10 protein-coding genes are annotated in these 17842 nt (G+C 40.6%); 5 read left to right on the top strand and 5 right to left on the bottom strand.

Features of this window, described 5'->3' with window-relative positions; translation table 11 throughout:
• The first annotated feature begins 125 nt into the window (after window positions 1-125).
• From AC1RJ8_RS01715 to AC1RJ8_RS01700, 4 genes are all read left to right on the top strand, one after another.
• On the top strand, window positions 126-671 hold the full coding sequence (locus AC1RJ8_RS01715) for a putative glycolipid-binding domain-containing protein (RefSeq protein ID WP_492952064.1): 546 nt from the start codon (window positions 126-128) through the stop codon (window positions 669-671).
• Window positions 672-731: 60 nt separating this feature from the next.
• Entirely contained in the window at window positions 732-866 is a 135-nt protein-coding gene (locus tag AC1RJ8_RS01710) for a hypothetical protein (protein ID WP_492952065.1), read from the top strand.
• 609 nt (window positions 867-1475) lie between these two features.
• Window positions 1476-2588 (top strand): thioredoxin-like domain-containing protein, encoded by a 1113-nt coding sequence (locus AC1RJ8_RS01705; RefSeq protein WP_492952066.1) that lies wholly within the window; start codon window positions 1476-1478, stop codon window positions 2586-2588.
• A 178-nt stretch (window positions 2589-2766) separates the two neighbouring features.
• A complete protein-coding gene (locus AC1RJ8_RS01700) occupies window positions 2767-5205 on the top strand; it encodes a glycoside hydrolase family 2 TIM barrel-domain containing protein (protein WP_492952067.1) in 2439 nt (812 codons plus the stop codon).
• A gap of 337 nt (window positions 5206-5542) precedes the next feature.
• Here AC1RJ8_RS01700 and AC1RJ8_RS01695 read toward each other — a convergent pair whose 3' ends face one another.
• On the bottom strand, window positions 5543-8605 hold the full coding sequence (locus AC1RJ8_RS01695) for a beta-L-arabinofuranosidase domain-containing protein (protein ID WP_492952068.1): 3063 nt from the start codon (window positions 8603-8605) through the stop codon (window positions 5543-5545).
• 638 nt (window positions 8606-9243) lie between these two features.
• Here AC1RJ8_RS01695 and AC1RJ8_RS01690 point away from each other — a divergent pair.
• On the top strand, window positions 9244-12783 hold the full coding sequence (locus AC1RJ8_RS01690; protein ID WP_492952069.1) for a family 43 glycosylhydrolase: 3540 nt from the start codon (window positions 9244-9246) through the stop codon (window positions 12781-12783).
• Window positions 12784-12827: 44 nt separating this feature from the next.
• Here AC1RJ8_RS01690 and AC1RJ8_RS01685 read toward each other — a convergent pair whose 3' ends face one another.
• The 4 genes from AC1RJ8_RS01685 to AC1RJ8_RS01670 form a co-directional block, all read right to left on the bottom strand.
• Window positions 12828-13460 (bottom strand): class I SAM-dependent DNA methyltransferase, encoded by a 633-nt coding sequence (locus tag AC1RJ8_RS01685; RefSeq protein WP_492952070.1) that lies wholly within the window; start codon window positions 13458-13460, stop codon window positions 12828-12830.
• Window positions 13461-13511: 51 nt separating this feature from the next.
• Window positions 13512-14132, bottom strand: coding sequence for a Crp/Fnr family transcriptional regulator (locus AC1RJ8_RS01680; RefSeq protein WP_492952071.1), 621 nt, complete (start codon window positions 14130-14132; stop codon window positions 13512-13514).
• Between the two features lie 223 nt (window positions 14133-14355).
• The gene (locus AC1RJ8_RS01675; RefSeq protein WP_492952072.1) at window positions 14356-14625 is read right to left on the bottom strand and encodes a hypothetical protein; all 270 of its coding nucleotides are present in this window, start codon (window positions 14623-14625) and stop codon (window positions 14356-14358) included.
• An 845-nt stretch (window positions 14626-15470) separates the two neighbouring features.
• Window positions 15471-17774 (bottom strand): GH92 family glycosyl hydrolase, encoded by a 2304-nt coding sequence (locus tag AC1RJ8_RS01670; RefSeq protein ID WP_492952073.1) that lies wholly within the window; start codon window positions 17772-17774, stop codon window positions 15471-15473.
• Window positions 17775-17842: the final 68 nt, after the last annotated feature.

The following is a 17842-nucleotide window of genomic DNA, read 5'->3' as shown; positions in this document are numbered from 1 at the left end:
CTGCTTTTTGTATAAGCTTACTCCCTCGAAATAAATATAGTTTTCTTGTTTTCGCCTTATTGAACAGGTAAATTTAGGCTGCTTAAAACCAAGCCGGCATTAAGGTTGTTTAATTTCAAATTATAATGGAAAGAAAAATAAGATGGGAAGGCTTGGAATACAAGTCTCTGGAAAACTGTACGTTAACGGAAACAGATAATGGTGTCGCAATCACATCGATTATTACATGCCAAGTTAACAAGCAGGTGATTAAAATCTTGTATAAAATTCTCAGTGATAAGTTGTGGGCAACCTATTTCGCAGAAATAAATGTTATATCGGGCAGAAATGAAAAAACACTGCTTCTAGAGAAGAAAGGTGTTTATTGGCAGGTCAACAATACGGTTGATCATCGATTTGATGGTTGTGTGGATATTGACATTTCATTAACACCTTTTACCAATACATTGCCGATAAGAAGGTTGGTTTTTAATGGGCAATTGAGCAATAGGATCGAGGTGATATACATAGATATTATTGCTGATGTTATAATGCCTGTAAGACAGTATTATACCAAAATATCAGATTCTGTATACCTGTACGAAAACGAAAAATCGACATTCAAGGCCGAGCTAAAAACTGATTCCTATGGCTTGGTAACCGAATACCCGAAACTATTCCGAAAAAAATAGCAAGCATCTGTTTCTGGTTGTTTAAATTCATTTTAGGCTCTCCTTGATTTCAATCGCTGTATGGATAATTTAACGGTAAGATTGGATATTTCAGGGAAAATGGCCACTTCGTTCCCTTTTCAAACTGACGAACAACTAACCTTTACTTTTATCGATCTCTTTGGTGACCGTAATACGCCGCCAACAGGAGGGTAAAAGACGGTACATTAAAGCCCGTAAACTACCTGGTGACGATCGTTTTACCTGAAAAATTTACTGGCTGCCTAGCTGGAAAGGCCATCGAAAAGGCCATATCCGATTACCCCTTGTTTACCTGTTGTTTACCCTTTCTTGCTACCAAGTTAACCCCAGGGTTACCCCAGGCTTACCCCGGCTTTACCTTTTGGTTACCTAAAAGGTAAAGCCAACGACTGTTTTGGCCGAACCGGCACACTGCTTATGGTCAGGCTGCCCTTAAGCAGGCTGCCACAAGTGGCCCGGCTGTGGTAGCGGAGGCCAACCCTAGCGGTCCATTTTAGCTCATTATTCGTGTTAATTGGTCCAATTTAGCTCACTTTAGCTCAAAATGAGGTGTCAATGCCGCAAAGCCGCTAGGTTTGGAACATGGATTTAAACATATCGGTATAAACAGCAATCCATTTTTAAAATTAATCGTTCAGGTGGCCCATAGGCATTGAACAAATCAAAAAATGCAAATAGCTTAAAGGTATCGGGTAATCTTAGCTATATAGGAGACATGCTGTTGAAGAAATTTATCGGTTTACAAATTGTATTTTGACAGGAAAAACCTTACTTTGGAGATATATGAAAAACGCTTGTCTGCTCTTGCTTCTCGGGATATTTATTAATACTAAATCTCATGCGCAACAATATTTGATCAGTGCTCAAATTACTGGTTTTGAGGATGGTACAAAATTTTATTTAAACGATGTTATCCTTGATACTAATATTGATAGCGCAGTAATCGAGAACAATTTTTTAAGTTTTAAAGGAAAATTCAGGGCAGAACCACAATCTTTATGGGTTACCACAAATGCCGGGCAAAAGTTTTATTATTTCACATTGTTGATGGGAAATGAAAGGATCGATGTGAAAGGGGATATTAAGGATTTTCCTTTTGATCTGAAAATAACGGGTTCAAAAACTCAGGACATGCACAACAAAATGATCGCCCTGACTAAAGAAGGTTATAAGAAACGCAGCAAATTGGTAGAAGAATACCAGGCCTTAACAGGTGATAGCGCGAAATCAAAAGGTAAGGCAATATGGAAGGTTATTGCCAGGCTTGATAGTTTGGATATGCTCACTAGAATGAATTTTGTGAAACAGAATCTGAATAGTTATGAAGCACTCGATGCCCTGTTCTACCTTAAAAGAGATTTTCCAAAAGACACCATCAGTAAATTTTATAACGCACTGAATTCAACGTTCAAAAACACCTCTTATGCAAAGCGCATCAAAACTTTTTTGACCGTGGGCGATGTTCTTGAAGTAGGGGATATTTATGCTGATTTCAATGGTTTTGATAGGGACGGAAAGCGCCATACTTTATCGGAAATAAAAGGCAAATATGTATTGCTTGATTTTTCATCCACATACTGCGGCCCTTGTATAGAATCAATTCCCGAATTAAAGAAAACCTCACAGGCATACCGTCAGGAGCTGGCCATAGTTTCATTTTCAGGCGACGCCGGTAAAGAAACCTGGTTAAAGGGTGTAAATAGAGACCAGCCGCAATGGTTAAGTCTTTGGGATGGGAAAGGATTTTATGGGGAAACGACCATCAAGTATGGCATTACCGGCTATCCAACATTTGTACTTATTGATCCCAAAGGAAAAATTGTATCCAAATGGTCGGGATATTATGATGGCGCCGTGCTGAAGGAAGTTCAGAATCAACTCGCCAAAAAACAATAAGACACACCAAATCTGTTTATGGTAAGTAACCTTCCATATTGCAAAGGAAAAGATGTTCTAGCGATGAATTAGATCGAAAAGAGCGCATTTTTCTTTTCTACAGTCCAACTGTGGCCGAATAATAATCGTTATTTTAACGTTTGTTTTTTTATATTTGATAACACCAAGTATATAGGCCATGTCTTTTTTCAAATCTTTGATCCTTTTAATATTATTCATAGCAGTTGGGCCTTTGGCTTTAGTTGCACAACGGGCAGTACAGCGTAAACAGCTCTTTGATCAGGATTGGAAATTTAACCTGGGAGATGTTAAGGGAGGAAGCAGTTTTGAATTTGATGATCAGAATTGGAGAATCCTCGATCTTCCACACGATTGGAGCATTGAAGGGAAGATTAGTCCGAAAAATCCAACTGGTGGGGACGGCGGTTTTTTTCCATCGGGAACAGGTTGGTATAGAAAGAAATTTGTGGTGCCGTCTGATTGGAAGGGAAAGCTTATTTCCATAAACTTTGAGGGCGTTTACATGAATTCGGAAGTTTTTATCAATGGAAAATCACTGGGCACCTATCCTTATGGGTATTCGCCATTTACTTATGATCTTAGTCCATACCTTAATTTTGGGAAACAAAATGTAATTGCGGTTAGGGTAGATAATTCAAAACAGAAAAACAGCCGTTGGTATAGCGGCTCCGGTATCTACCGTCATGTGTGGCTGGTGTTAACGGGGCAAGTGTACATTCCCAATTGGGGGGTAGGGATCTCTACGCCAGAAGTTAGCGAAAAAAAAGCCACGGTACAGGTTAAAACAAGGGTTAAGAACGAAACTGCATTGCCCAAGATGGTTATGGTTCAGACCAATCTCCTTAACCCAGAGCTGAAAAAGTCTGGTGCAATGCAAACCCAGATCAGGTTAGACGCACATAGTGAAAAGGAGGTAATACAGGATATACAAGTAGAAAAACCACTTTTATGGTCGCCAAAAAAACCTAACCTATACCTGGCCCAAATTAGTATTATCGCCGATAAAAAAGTGATCGACGGCAACCAGACAGATTTTGGGATCCGTTCACTAAGATTTACAACAGAGAATGGTTTTCAGCTAAATGGACAGACACTAAAACTCAATGGCGGCTGTGTACACCATGATAACGGCTGTTTAGGCGCCGCTGCCTTTGACCGAGCCGAGCAACGACGGGTTGAACTGCTGAAAAAAGCAGGGTTTAATGCCATAAGAACTGCCCATAATGTCCCTTCCGAAGCCTTTTTAAACGCATGCGACCGCTTAGGGATGCTCGTTATCGATGAAGCATTCGATGGTTGGAAAACCGCCAAGAATAAATATGATTATGCCATGTATTTTGACGATTGGTGGAAAAAAGACATAAATGCAATGGTACTAAGGGACAGGAATCATCCCTCGGTAATCATGTGGAGCATAGGAAATGAAATCATAGAACGGAAGGAGCAACAGGCGGTACATACGGCAAAAATGTTGGTAAACGCTGTTCATGAAATTGATTCTACCCGTCCTGTAACCTCAGCAATGACTACCTGGGATAAGGATTGGGAAATATTCGATCCATTAATGCTGCAGCATGATGTTGCTGGCTATAATTACCAGTTGCATAGGGCTACTGCAGATCATGAAAGGGTACCTTCCAGGGTCATTGTTCAAACAGAATCCTATCCCAGAGATGCTTTTGCCAATTGGAAACTTGTAAATAACAATAGCTATATCATCGGAGACTTTGTTTGGACTGCACTCGATTACCTTGGCGAATCGGGCATAGGCCGTTATTATTATTCGGATGAATTACCTGGTGAGCATTGGGAGAATAGTTTTTTTCCATGGCATGGTGCTTACTGCGGAGATATTGACCTGACCGGATGGCGGAAACCCATTTCCCACTACCGGAGCATGCTGTATAACGATAACGAAAAACTCTATATGGCCGTCCGTGAACCAGACCCTAAACCTTTAGAAATCAAAGAAACACTGTGGTCGGTATGGCCTACATGGGAAAGCTGGACCTGGCCGGGATATGAGGGTAAACAGCTTCAGGTTGAGGTTTATTCCAAATATCCTATGGTTCGTTTATACCTTAATAAAAAACTGATAGGAGAGAAGGAAACCAGCATAGCCCAAGAGTTTAAGGCAGTTTTTACCGTTCCCTACGCTGCCGGAGAATTGCTTGCTGTTGGCGTTCAGGATAGTAAAGAAGTAGAAAAAGTAATACTCAAAACCTCGGCAAATACGGCCAGGGTAAAGCTGACCGCAGATCGTAGTGAAATAATCGCAAATGGACAAGACCTGGTATTTGTAACTGTTGAACTGACCGATAAAAACGGAGTGTTGCAGCCAAATTCTGAAAACCGGATACGTTTTGACATTGAGGGGCCAGGGAAGATTATTGGACTAGACAATGCGAACCTGAAAGATGTAGATCCCTATATTTCCAACTCACGCAGGGCATGGAAAGGGCGGGCGTTGGTGGTGATCAAAAGTACCAAAAGCACTGGAACGATAAAGTTGAAGGCAAGTGCTCCCGGTTTAACGGCGGCTGTGGTTGTTGTCCGCTCATCTCCGGAAGCAATTCAGCGCACACTTAGTTATTAGCTATTATTTAATTGCTAATCAGCTAATTATATTGATTTGCCGAAGCAAGGTGCTATGGTGAGGATAAAGTGCCTCTCTACTTATTACTCTTTTGGTTTTATAAAGCTTTTATTGCCTGCACATTAGATGCTTTTTAATCATGGACCGGGCACAGGGCATTTACTGGATTAAGGTAATTATCCAGTTTGTTTCTTCGTCCACTTTCCATGTCGCCTAAGGGAGCTATCACTATTTCATAGCAGATCGGATCTGTTAGCGGTTTCCCGGCATAATGGGGTATGGTAGTGGGGTAATCCCCACCCGTGAGCCATTCGTTAGTTATTAGTACAACATTACGTTATTTTAATGTGACATCCAGGTAAACAGAATGACGCCCGTATGTTTCGTAAAATGGTTTGAAAACCACATCATCAATGGTGAACTGTAAAGATTGTGGATCACCCTTGATTGATTTGCCAATATCTTTGGCATCAAAGGTTACCTTACGCCATTCTTTTCTGGCTTCTGGTTCCTGCGCTGCCAGCAATATTGGTCCGTAAAACAGACTCGCTATATTCTGCTGATCCATAACCGGATCCAGGTGGAATTGGAATGGCATCTTTAAATCTACAATGTCGCCATTTTTCCAGCTACGGCTTATCTTTAGGTAACTACCTGGCTCGGCTTGAAACTTTTGTTCTTTTCCGTTGATCTTTACAAAAAATCCTTTGGTAGCCCAACCCGGTACACGCACATTGAGGTCAAATTTTCCGCTGCCCTTAATTGTAAGGCGGGTGTGGTCTTCTTTCGGGAAGTTTGTTGTTTGTTCTACTGTTATCTGGCGTTCCGTCCATTTTAGTGTTGAGGGAATGTACAGGTTCACATAAAGCGCCTGGTTATCTTTACTTTTGAAGTAGATTGAATTTTGCAGTTTGGTGCTGCTTTCAATTGCAGTGCCGTTACAGCACGTAAAACCTGTCATATCTGCATTGCCAAATTGTTTAACAGACCCTGGTCTGAGTGGCACATGATAGGTATTGGCAGGACTGTTCTGGGCAACAGATGCCAGGATATGATTGTACAATCCGCGTTCATAATAATCCATCAACTCTCCCCGCTGATCAAATAGAAACAGGTCTCCGGTAAGTTTTAGCATGTTGTAGGTGGCACAGGTTTCATTCTGCCCTCCTTCAGAGAAACCGTTTTCGTACAAGGTAGCTGGTTGGGCAATAAAACACTCCGCATTGGCAGGGTTACGGGCACCTGCAACACCTCCGATACTGTACATATAATCATCTACCATTTTATGCCAGAAGTTATCCGCTATACTGTAATATTCGGGCTTATTAGATACCTGGTACATTTCGATACTCCCTACAATTTGGGGTATGTGCTGGTTGGCATGCAGTCCACGAAAAATATCTACGTTTTTGGCTAGTCCATGCGAATGTGTTGTATCACCAAAGAAAACTTTTATATTATCAAACAATTGTGCCGTTTTCAGGTATTTCGGATCATTTGTAATCTGGTATAAACGGGCCATTACATCATTCATGCCGCCGTATTCGCCGGCAATATAAGTATTCCACATCTTAATAAGCGTTTCCTGGGGCAGCTGGCTTAAGCGGGTATATACCCAGTCACTCATATCAGTAGCTATTTTAAGCGATTTTTTATTGCCACTTACTTCATATACATCTATTAAGCCAGCCAAAATTTTATGCAATGTATAATATGGCGCCCAAACCTGGTTCTTCTGTCCTCCATATTTCGCTCCTTTTTCTAACATGATAAACTGATCGGGAGGGTAGGCACTGATGAATCCTTTTCCCCAGTTCCAATAATCGGTGCGGATACCCGATGCACTAAGATCAGAATCATAATCTGATTTGCCGGGGCCATGCGGCACAGCAGTCGGATCAGATACAGCGGAATCTGAATTTTTAGGTTTCCCCGATAATTGTGATAGTTCATAGAGCGTATTGATCATATACTCCATTTTTTTTGAAAAATTGGCCTGAAGTGCTTTATCATATCCGGTGCCTGCATAAGCCTGGGCAATTGCCGAAAGATAGTGGCCCGTGGCATGCCCCCTTAATTTAGTATCTTCACTGTCCCATACGCCCAAAGGTTTTGCTCCTTCAGGCTGTTTCTGGCCAAAAGCTTGTCGGAACATGTAGAGGAAGGAGTTTGGATCGGTTTTAGCTAATGTTTTAATAAATTTATCGCGGTTTTCGATAAATTTGGTTGCATGGCCATGAGCATCTGTCTGCAGGGAGACCCTGTTTAAAGCAAATGGTGCTAGCTTTAATGTTGGCGCAGCTGATTTTTTAAGCGCTTTTACGGTTACAAATGCCTTAGGTTGAAAAGACGTTCCAGCAACACGCCCGGTAACGGTGTAACTTCCAGGTTTCAAAACCGTGCTATTATCAGTTGGAGCAGGCCACAGCACACGTACTTTTGGACCTTTCATCTTATTCCGGTAGGTGCCTGCTACATAACTGGGTAATCGCGGTAAATTCCCTACTTCTGTTTCCACCTGAATATCGGATACATGAGCTAAGTAAGCATTGTAAAGCTGTGGGGTGGCTGAAGAAAACTTTGGAAGATCATCTTCACGCTTACCTACATTTACCACGCTTTCCTGAGTACCTCCCTTGGCATTGCGATAGATTCCGGCAATCTGCCCCGCACTTAACGGAACCCGATAAATACGGAAATCATGTATCATGGCATTCAGATAGGGATCTCCCGGTACCATCGATTTTCCGATATACAACAGGTTTTTTGCCACTGATTGCTGATCGAATACCGTTGTTAACTCTAGTGGGATGTTCTTAACTTCGGCCACTGGCTTACTATTTACATAAGTCACCATAGATTTTGATGGAATATCTATCACAATGGTGATGTAGACCCATTTATTCAGTTCTAAAGCAGTAGAAACTGCTCCGTTTTTATTGTTTTCCTTTGCCGTGATTAATGTCTGGAAACCTTCCTGAGCTTTTGTTCCAACAGGGGCCGCAAAAAAATGTTTGGTTACGTCCTTCCCGAAATCAAAAAAAAGCTGGCCGGGCTGCTTCGAACGGAGGTATATCCATCCTGATATGCTGAGCGATTCTATATCCGTTAATGCTTCTCCCGGAATGGTAACAAACGAATTGTTATCTCCAGAGAGCGATAAAACTTTTCCAAACCGGCTGTCATCGACGAATTTGACCCCGTCGCCCTGAAATTTGGCATGAAAATTATTTCGGGACCAGTCTTTGGCATCACCATTAAAGATATAACGCGCACTCATTCCCGTTTCACCGATTCCGTCTAATATCTGATCTCCGCTTTGTGCATTGGCAGTACTAATACCAATGGCTAAAAGGGCAAGGAATAGGATGGTACGCAAGAATACGTTGTATATTTTCATGTTTAAATCGTTTTTATCAATAAGCACTTCTTAGATCTGTTTGTATCAAGATACTTTGTACCCAGTTCTTTCACTAAGTGTAAATGAATTTAAAGAATATGGAATAAAATAGCCCTTAAAATTCATCGATAAAACTATGAAGAAGCCCTGTGTTTTTATGCTTCTTTTTTATCTGATAGCTACTAGATTTTAACAAGTACCCTGCACGTATAACAAAATAAATTAAGTATTGCCCTGATTGGGATTGATTTTAACCTCAATTTACTGAATTTTAAATAACAACATGATGAGTCTGTTTTTAAGTTCGTTGTCATAATTCCCGAATCATCGTGATTAGCATCTTTTTAGCGTGAAAGCCCCTGACCTGTAGCGAAGCGGAAAGCTACGCAGTAAAATAAATTCAGGGTGACGGCCACCTTAACGGAAAACTTGATTAAAACGTCACAAAATGAGATTTGATAATCGAAATCAGGTTCTATTTTTCCAATCTGCTACATCAGAAGTGTTTATTTATGGTGCTTGGTTAAAATACGAATGTTATGCATCAATATATAACGGCAATCGAGGTTACGTTTCGGTTATATTTACATCCTGATGCATCAACTCTGGTTTTATTAGCCGGGATATCAACATTAATTATGAAAAACATTTATCTAAACCTCTTCATTCTTTTTCTCCTAGGCTGCTCTTTTCAACCTGCAAAGGCACAATCTCAGCATTTGACCAAGGGGCAGGGCAATCCTGTTTTACCAGGTTATTTTGCAGATCCAACTGTGAAAAAATTTGGAGATACTTATTATATTTATGCAACAACCGATGGCAATGGGGGTGGGTTCGGACCATCGCAGGTATGGACATCAAAAGATTTTGTGAACTGGGCCTTGCAGGATATGAACTGGCCAACAACCCATCATTACTGGGCACCTGACGCAACACTGGGCCCCGATGGAAAGTATTATCTATACTACTGTCAGCCCGTTGAAATATTCGGTGCATCTTCTACAACGCCGGTTGGTCCATGGACATCGCTTTTAGCACCCGGAAAACCAATAGTTTCAAATTTTATGGTACCCAAGGTGATTACACTTGATGGGCAGACTTTTAAAGATGATGATGGTAAGTATTATATGTACTGGGGCACTTGGGGCATTTATCCGGGCCATGGTTGCGGTGTTGGCTTATTGAATAACGATATGAAGTCGTTTTCAAAACTTGCGCAGATCCCGAATACCGATGCAAAAGACTTTTTCGAAGCGCCATTTGTATTTAAACGAAAGGGAATCTACTATCTTACCTATTCATCCGGCTATTGCGAAGACGGAACTTACAGGGTACAGTATGCCACTGCAAGTAATCCGATGGGACCGTTTAAATATGCGCAGGATAATCCTATCCTCGCCACAAATGGCGATGGAACAGTGCATGGGCCAGGGCATCAGTCTGTTCTGCAGCAGGGAGACGATTTTTACCTGGTTTATCACCGGCATAATAACCCACACAATGACGGTGGCTATCACAGGCAGGTGGCGGCAGATAAAATGATCTTCGATGAGAAAGGAAACATACTGAAGCTGGTACCAACACATTCCGGAATCGGCTATTTGGCAAAAAATGAGAACCCGCATCCAAATTTGGCGCTGGGTAAAACTGCTGTAGCCTCTTCAGCTTATGATCAAGATTTTAAACCAGAATTTGCATTCGATGATAATAACGGAACTTTATGGAAAGCCAAAAACAATATCGGCCCCTCATGGCTCCAGGTAGATTTAGGTAGGGCTTATGATGTCAAAAGTGTGCACACTCAATTTGAATATGCTACCTGGTACTATCAATACAAAATCGAATATTCGCTTGATGGCAAAACATGGAAATTGTATGCCGATAAAAGTAAAAACACTCAACATGGAAGTCCGATGATTGATTTTGGGAATGTTAAGGCCAGATATCTGCGTACAACAATTTTACGGACAGAATATCCGGGCTTAAATAAGGCGATATGGAATATTAAGGTTTTCGACAATGCCGAATATAATCCGGTGATGAATACCAGTACCAAAAAATGGGAATCTTTGCAACGTTTTGAACCGAAGGGACTGTTGGTGGATTTAAACTTTGATAACCTTCGCGTAGGATCAATAGCAGCTGATGTTCAAAATAATGGAAAATTGGCCGGTGTGTTTTCTGCTAACGGAACAAATAAGCCGGTTACTTCAATGATAGGAGGAAAGAAAGCTTTGGTTTTCTCTGGTACCGAGCGCCTATTATCATCCTTTCGTGCACCTTCATCTATGCTGGGGAATAGCAGTTATAGCGTGAGTATGTGGGTGCTGAACCCAGAGATCGGTAAAGAAGAAACAATCGTTTTGTGGACAGGAAGGGGTGGTGTTGATTTAAGTAATGCTGCGTTAGGCTACGGGAATAGTAAAGGTTTGGGCGCTGCCAGGCATCTGGGCTGGGCAGATTTAGGATACAGGAATTTACCCAAAGCAAATGAGTGGCATATGATTACCATGGTTTTTGATGGAACAATGGAACGTATATATGTTGATGGGAAATTAGATAGGGCAGAAAGAAGAATGCTTTTCGTGAATAATCTTACCAGGTTTCTTGTTGGCGGCAATGACGATGGAACTTCAGGATTTTCTGGTGCGCTGGCCTCCCTAAAAATTTATGATGTTCCATTAACCGATACAGAGATTAACAAAGCTTATGCAAAAGGCTTAGACAATGGTACAGCGGTATATGTAGATGCGAAAAATCTTGAATATGGAAATTTAGCAAACTGGGCCAACAATGGGGCAGCTTTGGGAGAACTAGCTTGTAAAGGGAATGTGGAAGTTGCCGATGTTAATGGGAAAATAGCTGCTGTATTGGCAAATGGTAGTAAAGTTATCATGGGAGATAGAATTGCAAAAGAGGTCGATTTTTCAAAACCATTTAGTGCTGTTTTTTCTCTTTTGCCTGCTGTTGGTTCAAAAACAGATCTGTTTTTTGGTAAAGGAAATAAAGCCGTAAGGATAGTGGGTAACGGAAAATGGCAACAGTTAATCTGTTCTTTTTATAAGGGCAAGTTGCAGGTATTTATCAATGGTAAACCGGCCAGTTATGCGCTGGTCCGTAATAATCAAAGAGACCAGCGTATTTTGATAGAATCTTCTGGCGGAGTACCAGGTGCAACAACAGCAATATCATCAATTTCAATATACAGTTATGGTCTTGATCATAGTGCTTGCTTAAAAGAATTTAATTTTTGGCAACAAACCTTGGGCATAGGCAACTTAAAAGCGACATTTATTTCAAAACCATCAGCAGTTACGCCAAATATGGTTTATATGGTTGCAGATAAACCTGAACTGCCAGGCAGTGATCTTGAATATCTTTTTAAAAATGATAAAGATAAAGGGGATGCAAAATGGTTGCGGTCATCAGCTTATATGGATTTTTCGGTCCTTCCGCAAAGCAGTTATAATTATACCGTGAAAATCAGGGATAATTTTGGAAATGTTACCCAAACTTCTCTTCCCTTTGCTGTTAGAACAGATTCTTCACAATTTGTGTTCATAAAACAGCGTGGAGCAGCCCGGTCAGTTCCGGCAACAAAAGATGGTCTGTCGGGAACTTCCTGGGACGGTTTATTGGGAAATGCAGATACCGTTACACAACAATCTGGTATTCTAAAGATGGTTTCGCACAACACATTTTGGGATGGATCGGAGGCTATGGGGCCTTTTGCCTACAACAATGTGGAGGGTGATTTTATCGCCGAGGTAATGCTTTCGGATATGCTGGGGCTTAAGGAGAAGAAAGCCTATGGTGCAAATGAGGCAGGTATAATGGTTAAAGCTTCAACAAATGGAAGAATGCTTTTACAAAACGGCATTATGCCGGGCTGGGGTGTTGGAAATATTGTTACCGACCTTGGAAATGGTGGCAGAAGGCAGACAAACAACCTCTCTGGATGGGCTTTTTACAGGCACCTGCAGATACAGCGGGCAGGAAATACATTTTTTATGCGTGGTAGCAGTGATGGAAAGGCTTGGGTAGATCTTCCCGGCAGTCCGGTAAAAAGAGATGATTTGGGGAGTAGCGGCTTACAGGTTGGTGTTTATCATGCTACTTATGGTGATGCCTCTGGTGATGCCTCGTTTAGCGGTTTTAAGATTATCCAAAGGAAATAGCGCGAATCGACAATGGCGGTGTTTTTTGGTGTGCCCTAATCGGACTATTTAATTTTACAGACCAATACCAGATCCGTAATGATTAAACCGTCCTTATCAGGAGAACTATAGCGTTTTAGAATGAGGGTTTCAAAGTTGTTATCCTCCAGGGCCGCAATCAAATCATCTTCTTTATGGTAATTTACGTACACCTGATCGCCTGTACTGGATATTTGATACCTCGATTTATTATTCTCGTCCTCCTCCATAGTGCTCAAATAAAAAACACCATTTGGTTTTAATAATTTTGAAACATTTGAAATTAGTTTAACAACTTCTTTCTGTGTTAGATAGGGTAGACAAAAGCCGCAGGTAATCCCGTTAAATTTCTCTTTGATAATGTTAAGCTCACGGCAGTCCATAAGTTGAAATTGAGCCTTGGGGTTGTTGGCCCTGGCAAGGCTGAGCATTTCTGACGACAGATCGATTCCCAAAATTTTGTAATCAGGTCTCTTATCCAATAAGTATTTCGTAATGTTTCCCGGGCCACAGGCAATATCCAAAACACGGGCATCATTCGCCTTTACATGATCGAAAAAAAACTTAAACGGTTCAGCATATAAACTGACATCCATAAATTTTTCCTGGTATATTTTTGCTGATTTGTTAAATGCATCAGCAGCCTTTAATGTTTTCATACCTTTAGCAAGATTTAAACAATAAAATTAAAAATAACGCAGACTATGGTTTTATATTCTTTTGTTTTTTACTGATCGGATCCTGCTCAGCGTTTCCAGTCGTAGTCCAAGGAACGAAGCAACATATCGGAGCGGCACACGGTTAATCATCCAGGGGAAGGCCTGGAGCAGGTGCTTGTAGCGGCCCGTAGCAGAGGGAATCTGGCAGATAAAGCCCCTATCATTCGCTCCTCTATAATGAAGCTCCATAATCTTTCTACCAATAATGTTTGCTTCTGCAAAATTTTTATAAAGCATAGTTGTGAGCTCATGAGGTATGGCAATCAGCTCTACATCCTCTATTGCCTGGAGGTATTCGTCTGATTCTTCTGCAGTCCATAGATTGCGGATGGTCCCTACAATTTCATTTTCCTGACAGATCCAGGAAGTGATCTCCGTTCCCGAATCCTTGTAGAATCCCCTTACTACCCCTTTTAAAATCAGGTAAAGATATCTATTACGGTCTATCGGAGAAATAATATATCTGTTCTTGCGGAAACTCACCGGAAAGGTGAGCCTATCGATAAGTGCCTCCATTTCAACAGTTAGGGGGTGAAAGCTATTGTATAGAGCAATAAGTGGAGAAGCACCGTTATAGGAGTCCCACTTGCTGTTTTCCTGCGCACCGGCCATGATTCTTTAGTTTAGCTTTTCAGATAAGATAAAAGTAATTAAAAGACCAAACTTTTCAAAGTTTCCTTGTTCTGGATTAATTGGATCATCTTTTGATCTCAAGTAACCGTTATTAGAAGCATTCAGCTGATCATAATTTCCTGGACCAGATACCGGGCCGATAAGTTATATCCTGGTTCAGCAGAATTATTTAGAAGGTTAATTGGCCTGTTTTTGTAGCAAATTATTTGTTTTTGGTACTTAGCGATGTGCGTAAAGGGCCCGATAGGGCAAGCATTTCACAGACTTTATCATTCCAGTCTATCAGTGCATCTTCAGGAGAGGTTCCAAGACCTGAAACATCATGCTCCTCTTCAAAAGACAATACAGCGTAATAGCAATCACCGTCTTGATAAACGGAGGGTTTAAACTGCATTACAAACGCTGGTAGCCTATATCTGTAATAATTAAAATCTATGAGTTTTCCTGGGATCGTTCTAACCTGTTGTTTCATAGCTTGCTATTTATTGAAAATTTTTATTTACCTATTTTCTGCTTAGGGTAAGCCAATGCATTTGTAAATTAGTCAATCAATGTTTCCTTAAAGTTAGCGGGCTATTGTCTGTTTGTTAAGTGTTTGATGGAACTATTGTTTTGGTGAAAAACACCTTGTATGCTAAGATTAGGCGTTCGCCATTTGCCCACAATTATTTTTTTAGGAAAAAGCTGCGGCTGAGCTTTTAAACGCAGAGCAGGGGAACGATGGTAAGCAGGTGCTTTAATATTGATGTTTTGAATGATATAGTTAATGAATGAAGATATTTTTTTTGCGCTTAATCTTTTTGGCTCAAAAACAGTCAAATCTATTCTACCTATACTAATCTAAGCATGAAGGTTGAAAAGAAAACTTTAAAAAAATCAGATAAAACCGTGAATGAGGTGCATGAAAGTGTCTTTCCCAAAAGCATGATACTTTTTATCCTTACGTTAAGTGCAATACTCATGATCTTGATTTTGTTTAAAGATTAACTCGGATTGAATCCGTTCTTTCAGAGAGGTGTCCGCAGGCCGAGTATTTTTATTAGTCCTAGCCGGACTGGCATCTTTCTTTTTGATGTCAAAAAGAAACAAAAAACACCGGCTGAAAATTTTTCTTTCGAAGTTAGTAGGTTGGCTTGGGCATTGCAGCCCGAAAAATTTGTTAGGCCGGATTTAAGTAGAACGGGGATACGGTGCTATGGCCTAGTTGGAAGGAAATACAAAATCGTCATAAACTGTCATAATGATTACAAAATAACTTTAATAGAGGTACAGTTATTAATTAAAGTTTTATTTATGCGTAGATTGGTTTTTCAGGATTTAAAGTATGGCCGGTTGATCTTGCAGATAGAAAATTAATTTTCCGCCCCGAACCAGCAGTTGGTGTTTAATTTGGTTTTTGGTAAAAGGCTTTCCATTTAAACTGATTTTTGAGATATAAATAGAATTTTTATTCTTCTTAATGGCTGTTATGGCTAATTTTTTGCCATTTTTAAAAGATATTATAGCCTGTTTAAACAAAGGGCTGGTGAGTTGATAGTTTCCTGAAACAGGATCTACCGGATAAAAGCCAAGTGCTGCAAATACATACCATGCCGACATTTGTCCAGCATCGTCATTGCCACTTAAACCACCAGCGCCTTCCCCGTACTCTTCTGCCAAGATACGTGATACTTGCATCTGGGTTTTCCATGGAGAAGCGGTGTAGTTGTATAAAAATGGAATTTGATGACCAGGTTCATTCCCATGCCAATATTCCTTTTTGATAAAGAGTGAATCCAGTTCGTTTTCGAGATTTTTACGCCCACCCATTAACTTGATCAGTCCGGGCATATCATGCGGAACATAAAAAGTATATTGTCGTGGGGTTCCTTCTGTAATATAAGGTTCTCGGTGATCAGGATAAAAAGGCTTGTACCAGTTGCCGTTGGCAAAACGTCCTCTAACCATTCCAACATTGGGATCAAAAACATGCTGGTAATTAAGCGATCGTTTTGATAGCTCCCGGTAATCGGTTTCTTTGCCCAAATCTTTCGCGATACTTGCGAGTGCATAATCATCGTATGCATACTCTAAAGTTCTACTTACCTGTTCTTTTTTATGAAAGGCGTTTGGAACACTGTCTTCTAACGGGATATAGCCATACTTTAAATAACTGTTAATGCCACGTCGGCCTTTTCCATTCAGGTAATCGACAGAATCGGGCATTTGAAAGGCATTTTGCCTCATCAATCGGTAAGCTTCATTAATATCATAATTGCGGATCCCTTTATTATAGGCGGAAGCGATGAAAGCAGTAGCATGATCGCCGATCATGGCGGCAGTATAACTGTTCCAGCAAGGGAAAATAGGCATCCAACCACCCTGCTGACCTTTTAATATCATCGAATTAACAAGGCTATTGGCTAAGTTGGGATTCAATAGCTCAATTAAAGGTAATTGGGCACGGTAAATATCCCACATCGAAAAATCATCGTAATAATTGGCCTTATTTATTGTTTGGTTCTGATATTTTCCATCAAACTGTGGGTATTTCCCATCTACATCATTATATAGCCTGGGATGCTGCATGGCATGATAGAGGGCTGTGTAAAAGATTTTTTTCCCTTTTTCATTTGTGTCTGAAATATAGACCTGCGATAGGGATTTTTCCCAAGCCTGATTGGTGCGTGCTAAAACAGTATCGAAGTCATTATTTTTAATTTCACTTTCCAGGTTGGCCTTGGCAGCTGCGATACTTGTAAAAGAGGTGCCAGAATAAATCACTAACTGTTCTCCTTTTTGTAGTTTAAATCCTGCATAAGCACCAATATCCTTTTTATTGCTGATGTTTTGTAGATCGAATATATGGCCTTCGCTATAAACCCCTGCAGCGGTAAAGGATTTTTTGAACCGTATGAAAAAATAACCACTAAAGCCTGCAGGTTCTCCCCATCCCTGATAAATCCGGTGAACAGGATTATACCCGGAAATTTCCCCTTTTTCTGCATCAACTTGAATAAAACCTTTGTTTTGATCGCTATTGGGTGTAACTAAAATGTAAACGCTATCTGTTTTTAGCGCGGTGATCCGCATTACACCGCTTCTAAGGCTAGCTGTAATTTCTGTTAACAGTTGATGTTGAGGTAATTTTAATTTGTAATAAGATGGGGTAGAAACTTCGTTTTCATGGGCATAATTTTCTGCATATTGAGCTGCATTGGTTTTAAGTTGGCCTAAAATGGGCATAATGGTGAAGCTTCCGTAATCTTGGGTACAAGAGCCACTGATCCAATGGCTTGCCCTAAATCCGTAAAACTTTTTGTTGTTGTAATAATAAGGTGCCAGGCATTTTTTTTCAGTGAGCTGGGTCTGCGGCGTCCACTGCGTCATGCTAAAAGGCGGTGCTACAGCCGGAATGGTATTGGCCAGGCGTTCGGTTTTATCTTCAATATGCTGGCTGGCCAATGTGGTGCTGGCCGAAGTACCCGAAAATGGCTGAACATAAGGGATTAAATACTTTTGCTGCGCATATACCGTATTGGTATAAATGGCTGCTATTGCCAAAAAGAACAATAAGAACCGACTAATCCTAAGTCTGGTATTGTGTTTAAAAACTATATTTTGTAAGTCGGTTAACAGCATATTAAATGTGGTGTTGGATAATCTTAGGAGCGCTAATTTATGTTTCTTTAATGGCAGTTTGGTGTTTT

The organism is Pedobacter sp. GW822-FHT03F06 (genome assembly GCF_058801365.1).
The sequence above is the reverse complement of the archived record's forward strand: the minus strand, read 5'-3'. Positions and strand labels throughout refer to the sequence as shown.

Coding starts and splice junctions, on each gene's coding strand:
- AC1RJ8_RS01705 (WP_492952066.1), top strand. CDS start 1,476: ATGAAAAACGCTTGTCTGCTCTTGCTTCTCGGGATATTTATTAATACT.
- AC1RJ8_RS01680 (WP_492952071.1), bottom strand. CDS start 14,132: ATGGCCGGTGCGCAGGAAAACAGCAAGTGGGACTCCTATAACGGTGCT.
- AC1RJ8_RS01695 (WP_492952068.1), bottom strand. CDS start 8,605: ATGAAAATATACAACGTATTCTTGCGTACCATCCTATTCCTTGCCCTT.
- AC1RJ8_RS01700 (WP_492952067.1), top strand. CDS start 2,767: ATGTCTTTTTTCAAATCTTTGATCCTTTTAATATTATTCATAGCAGTT.
- AC1RJ8_RS01670 (WP_492952073.1), bottom strand. CDS start 17,774: ATGCTGTTAACCGACTTACAAAATATAGTTTTTAAACACAATACCAGA.
- AC1RJ8_RS01675 (WP_492952072.1), bottom strand. CDS start 14,625: ATGAAACAACAGGTTAGAACGATCCCAGGAAAACTCATAGATTTTAAT.
- AC1RJ8_RS01685 (WP_492952070.1), bottom strand. CDS start 13,460: ATGAAAACATTAAAGGCTGCTGATGCATTTAACAAATCAGCAAAAATA.
- AC1RJ8_RS01690 (WP_492952069.1), top strand. CDS start 9,244: ATGAAAAACATTTATCTAAACCTCTTCATTCTTTTTCTCCTAGGCTGC.
- AC1RJ8_RS01715 (WP_492952064.1), top strand. CDS start 126: ATGGAAAGAAAAATAAGATGGGAAGGCTTGGAATACAAGTCTCTGGAA.
- AC1RJ8_RS01710 (WP_492952065.1), top strand. CDS start 732: ATGGATAATTTAACGGTAAGATTGGATATTTCAGGGAAAATGGCCACT.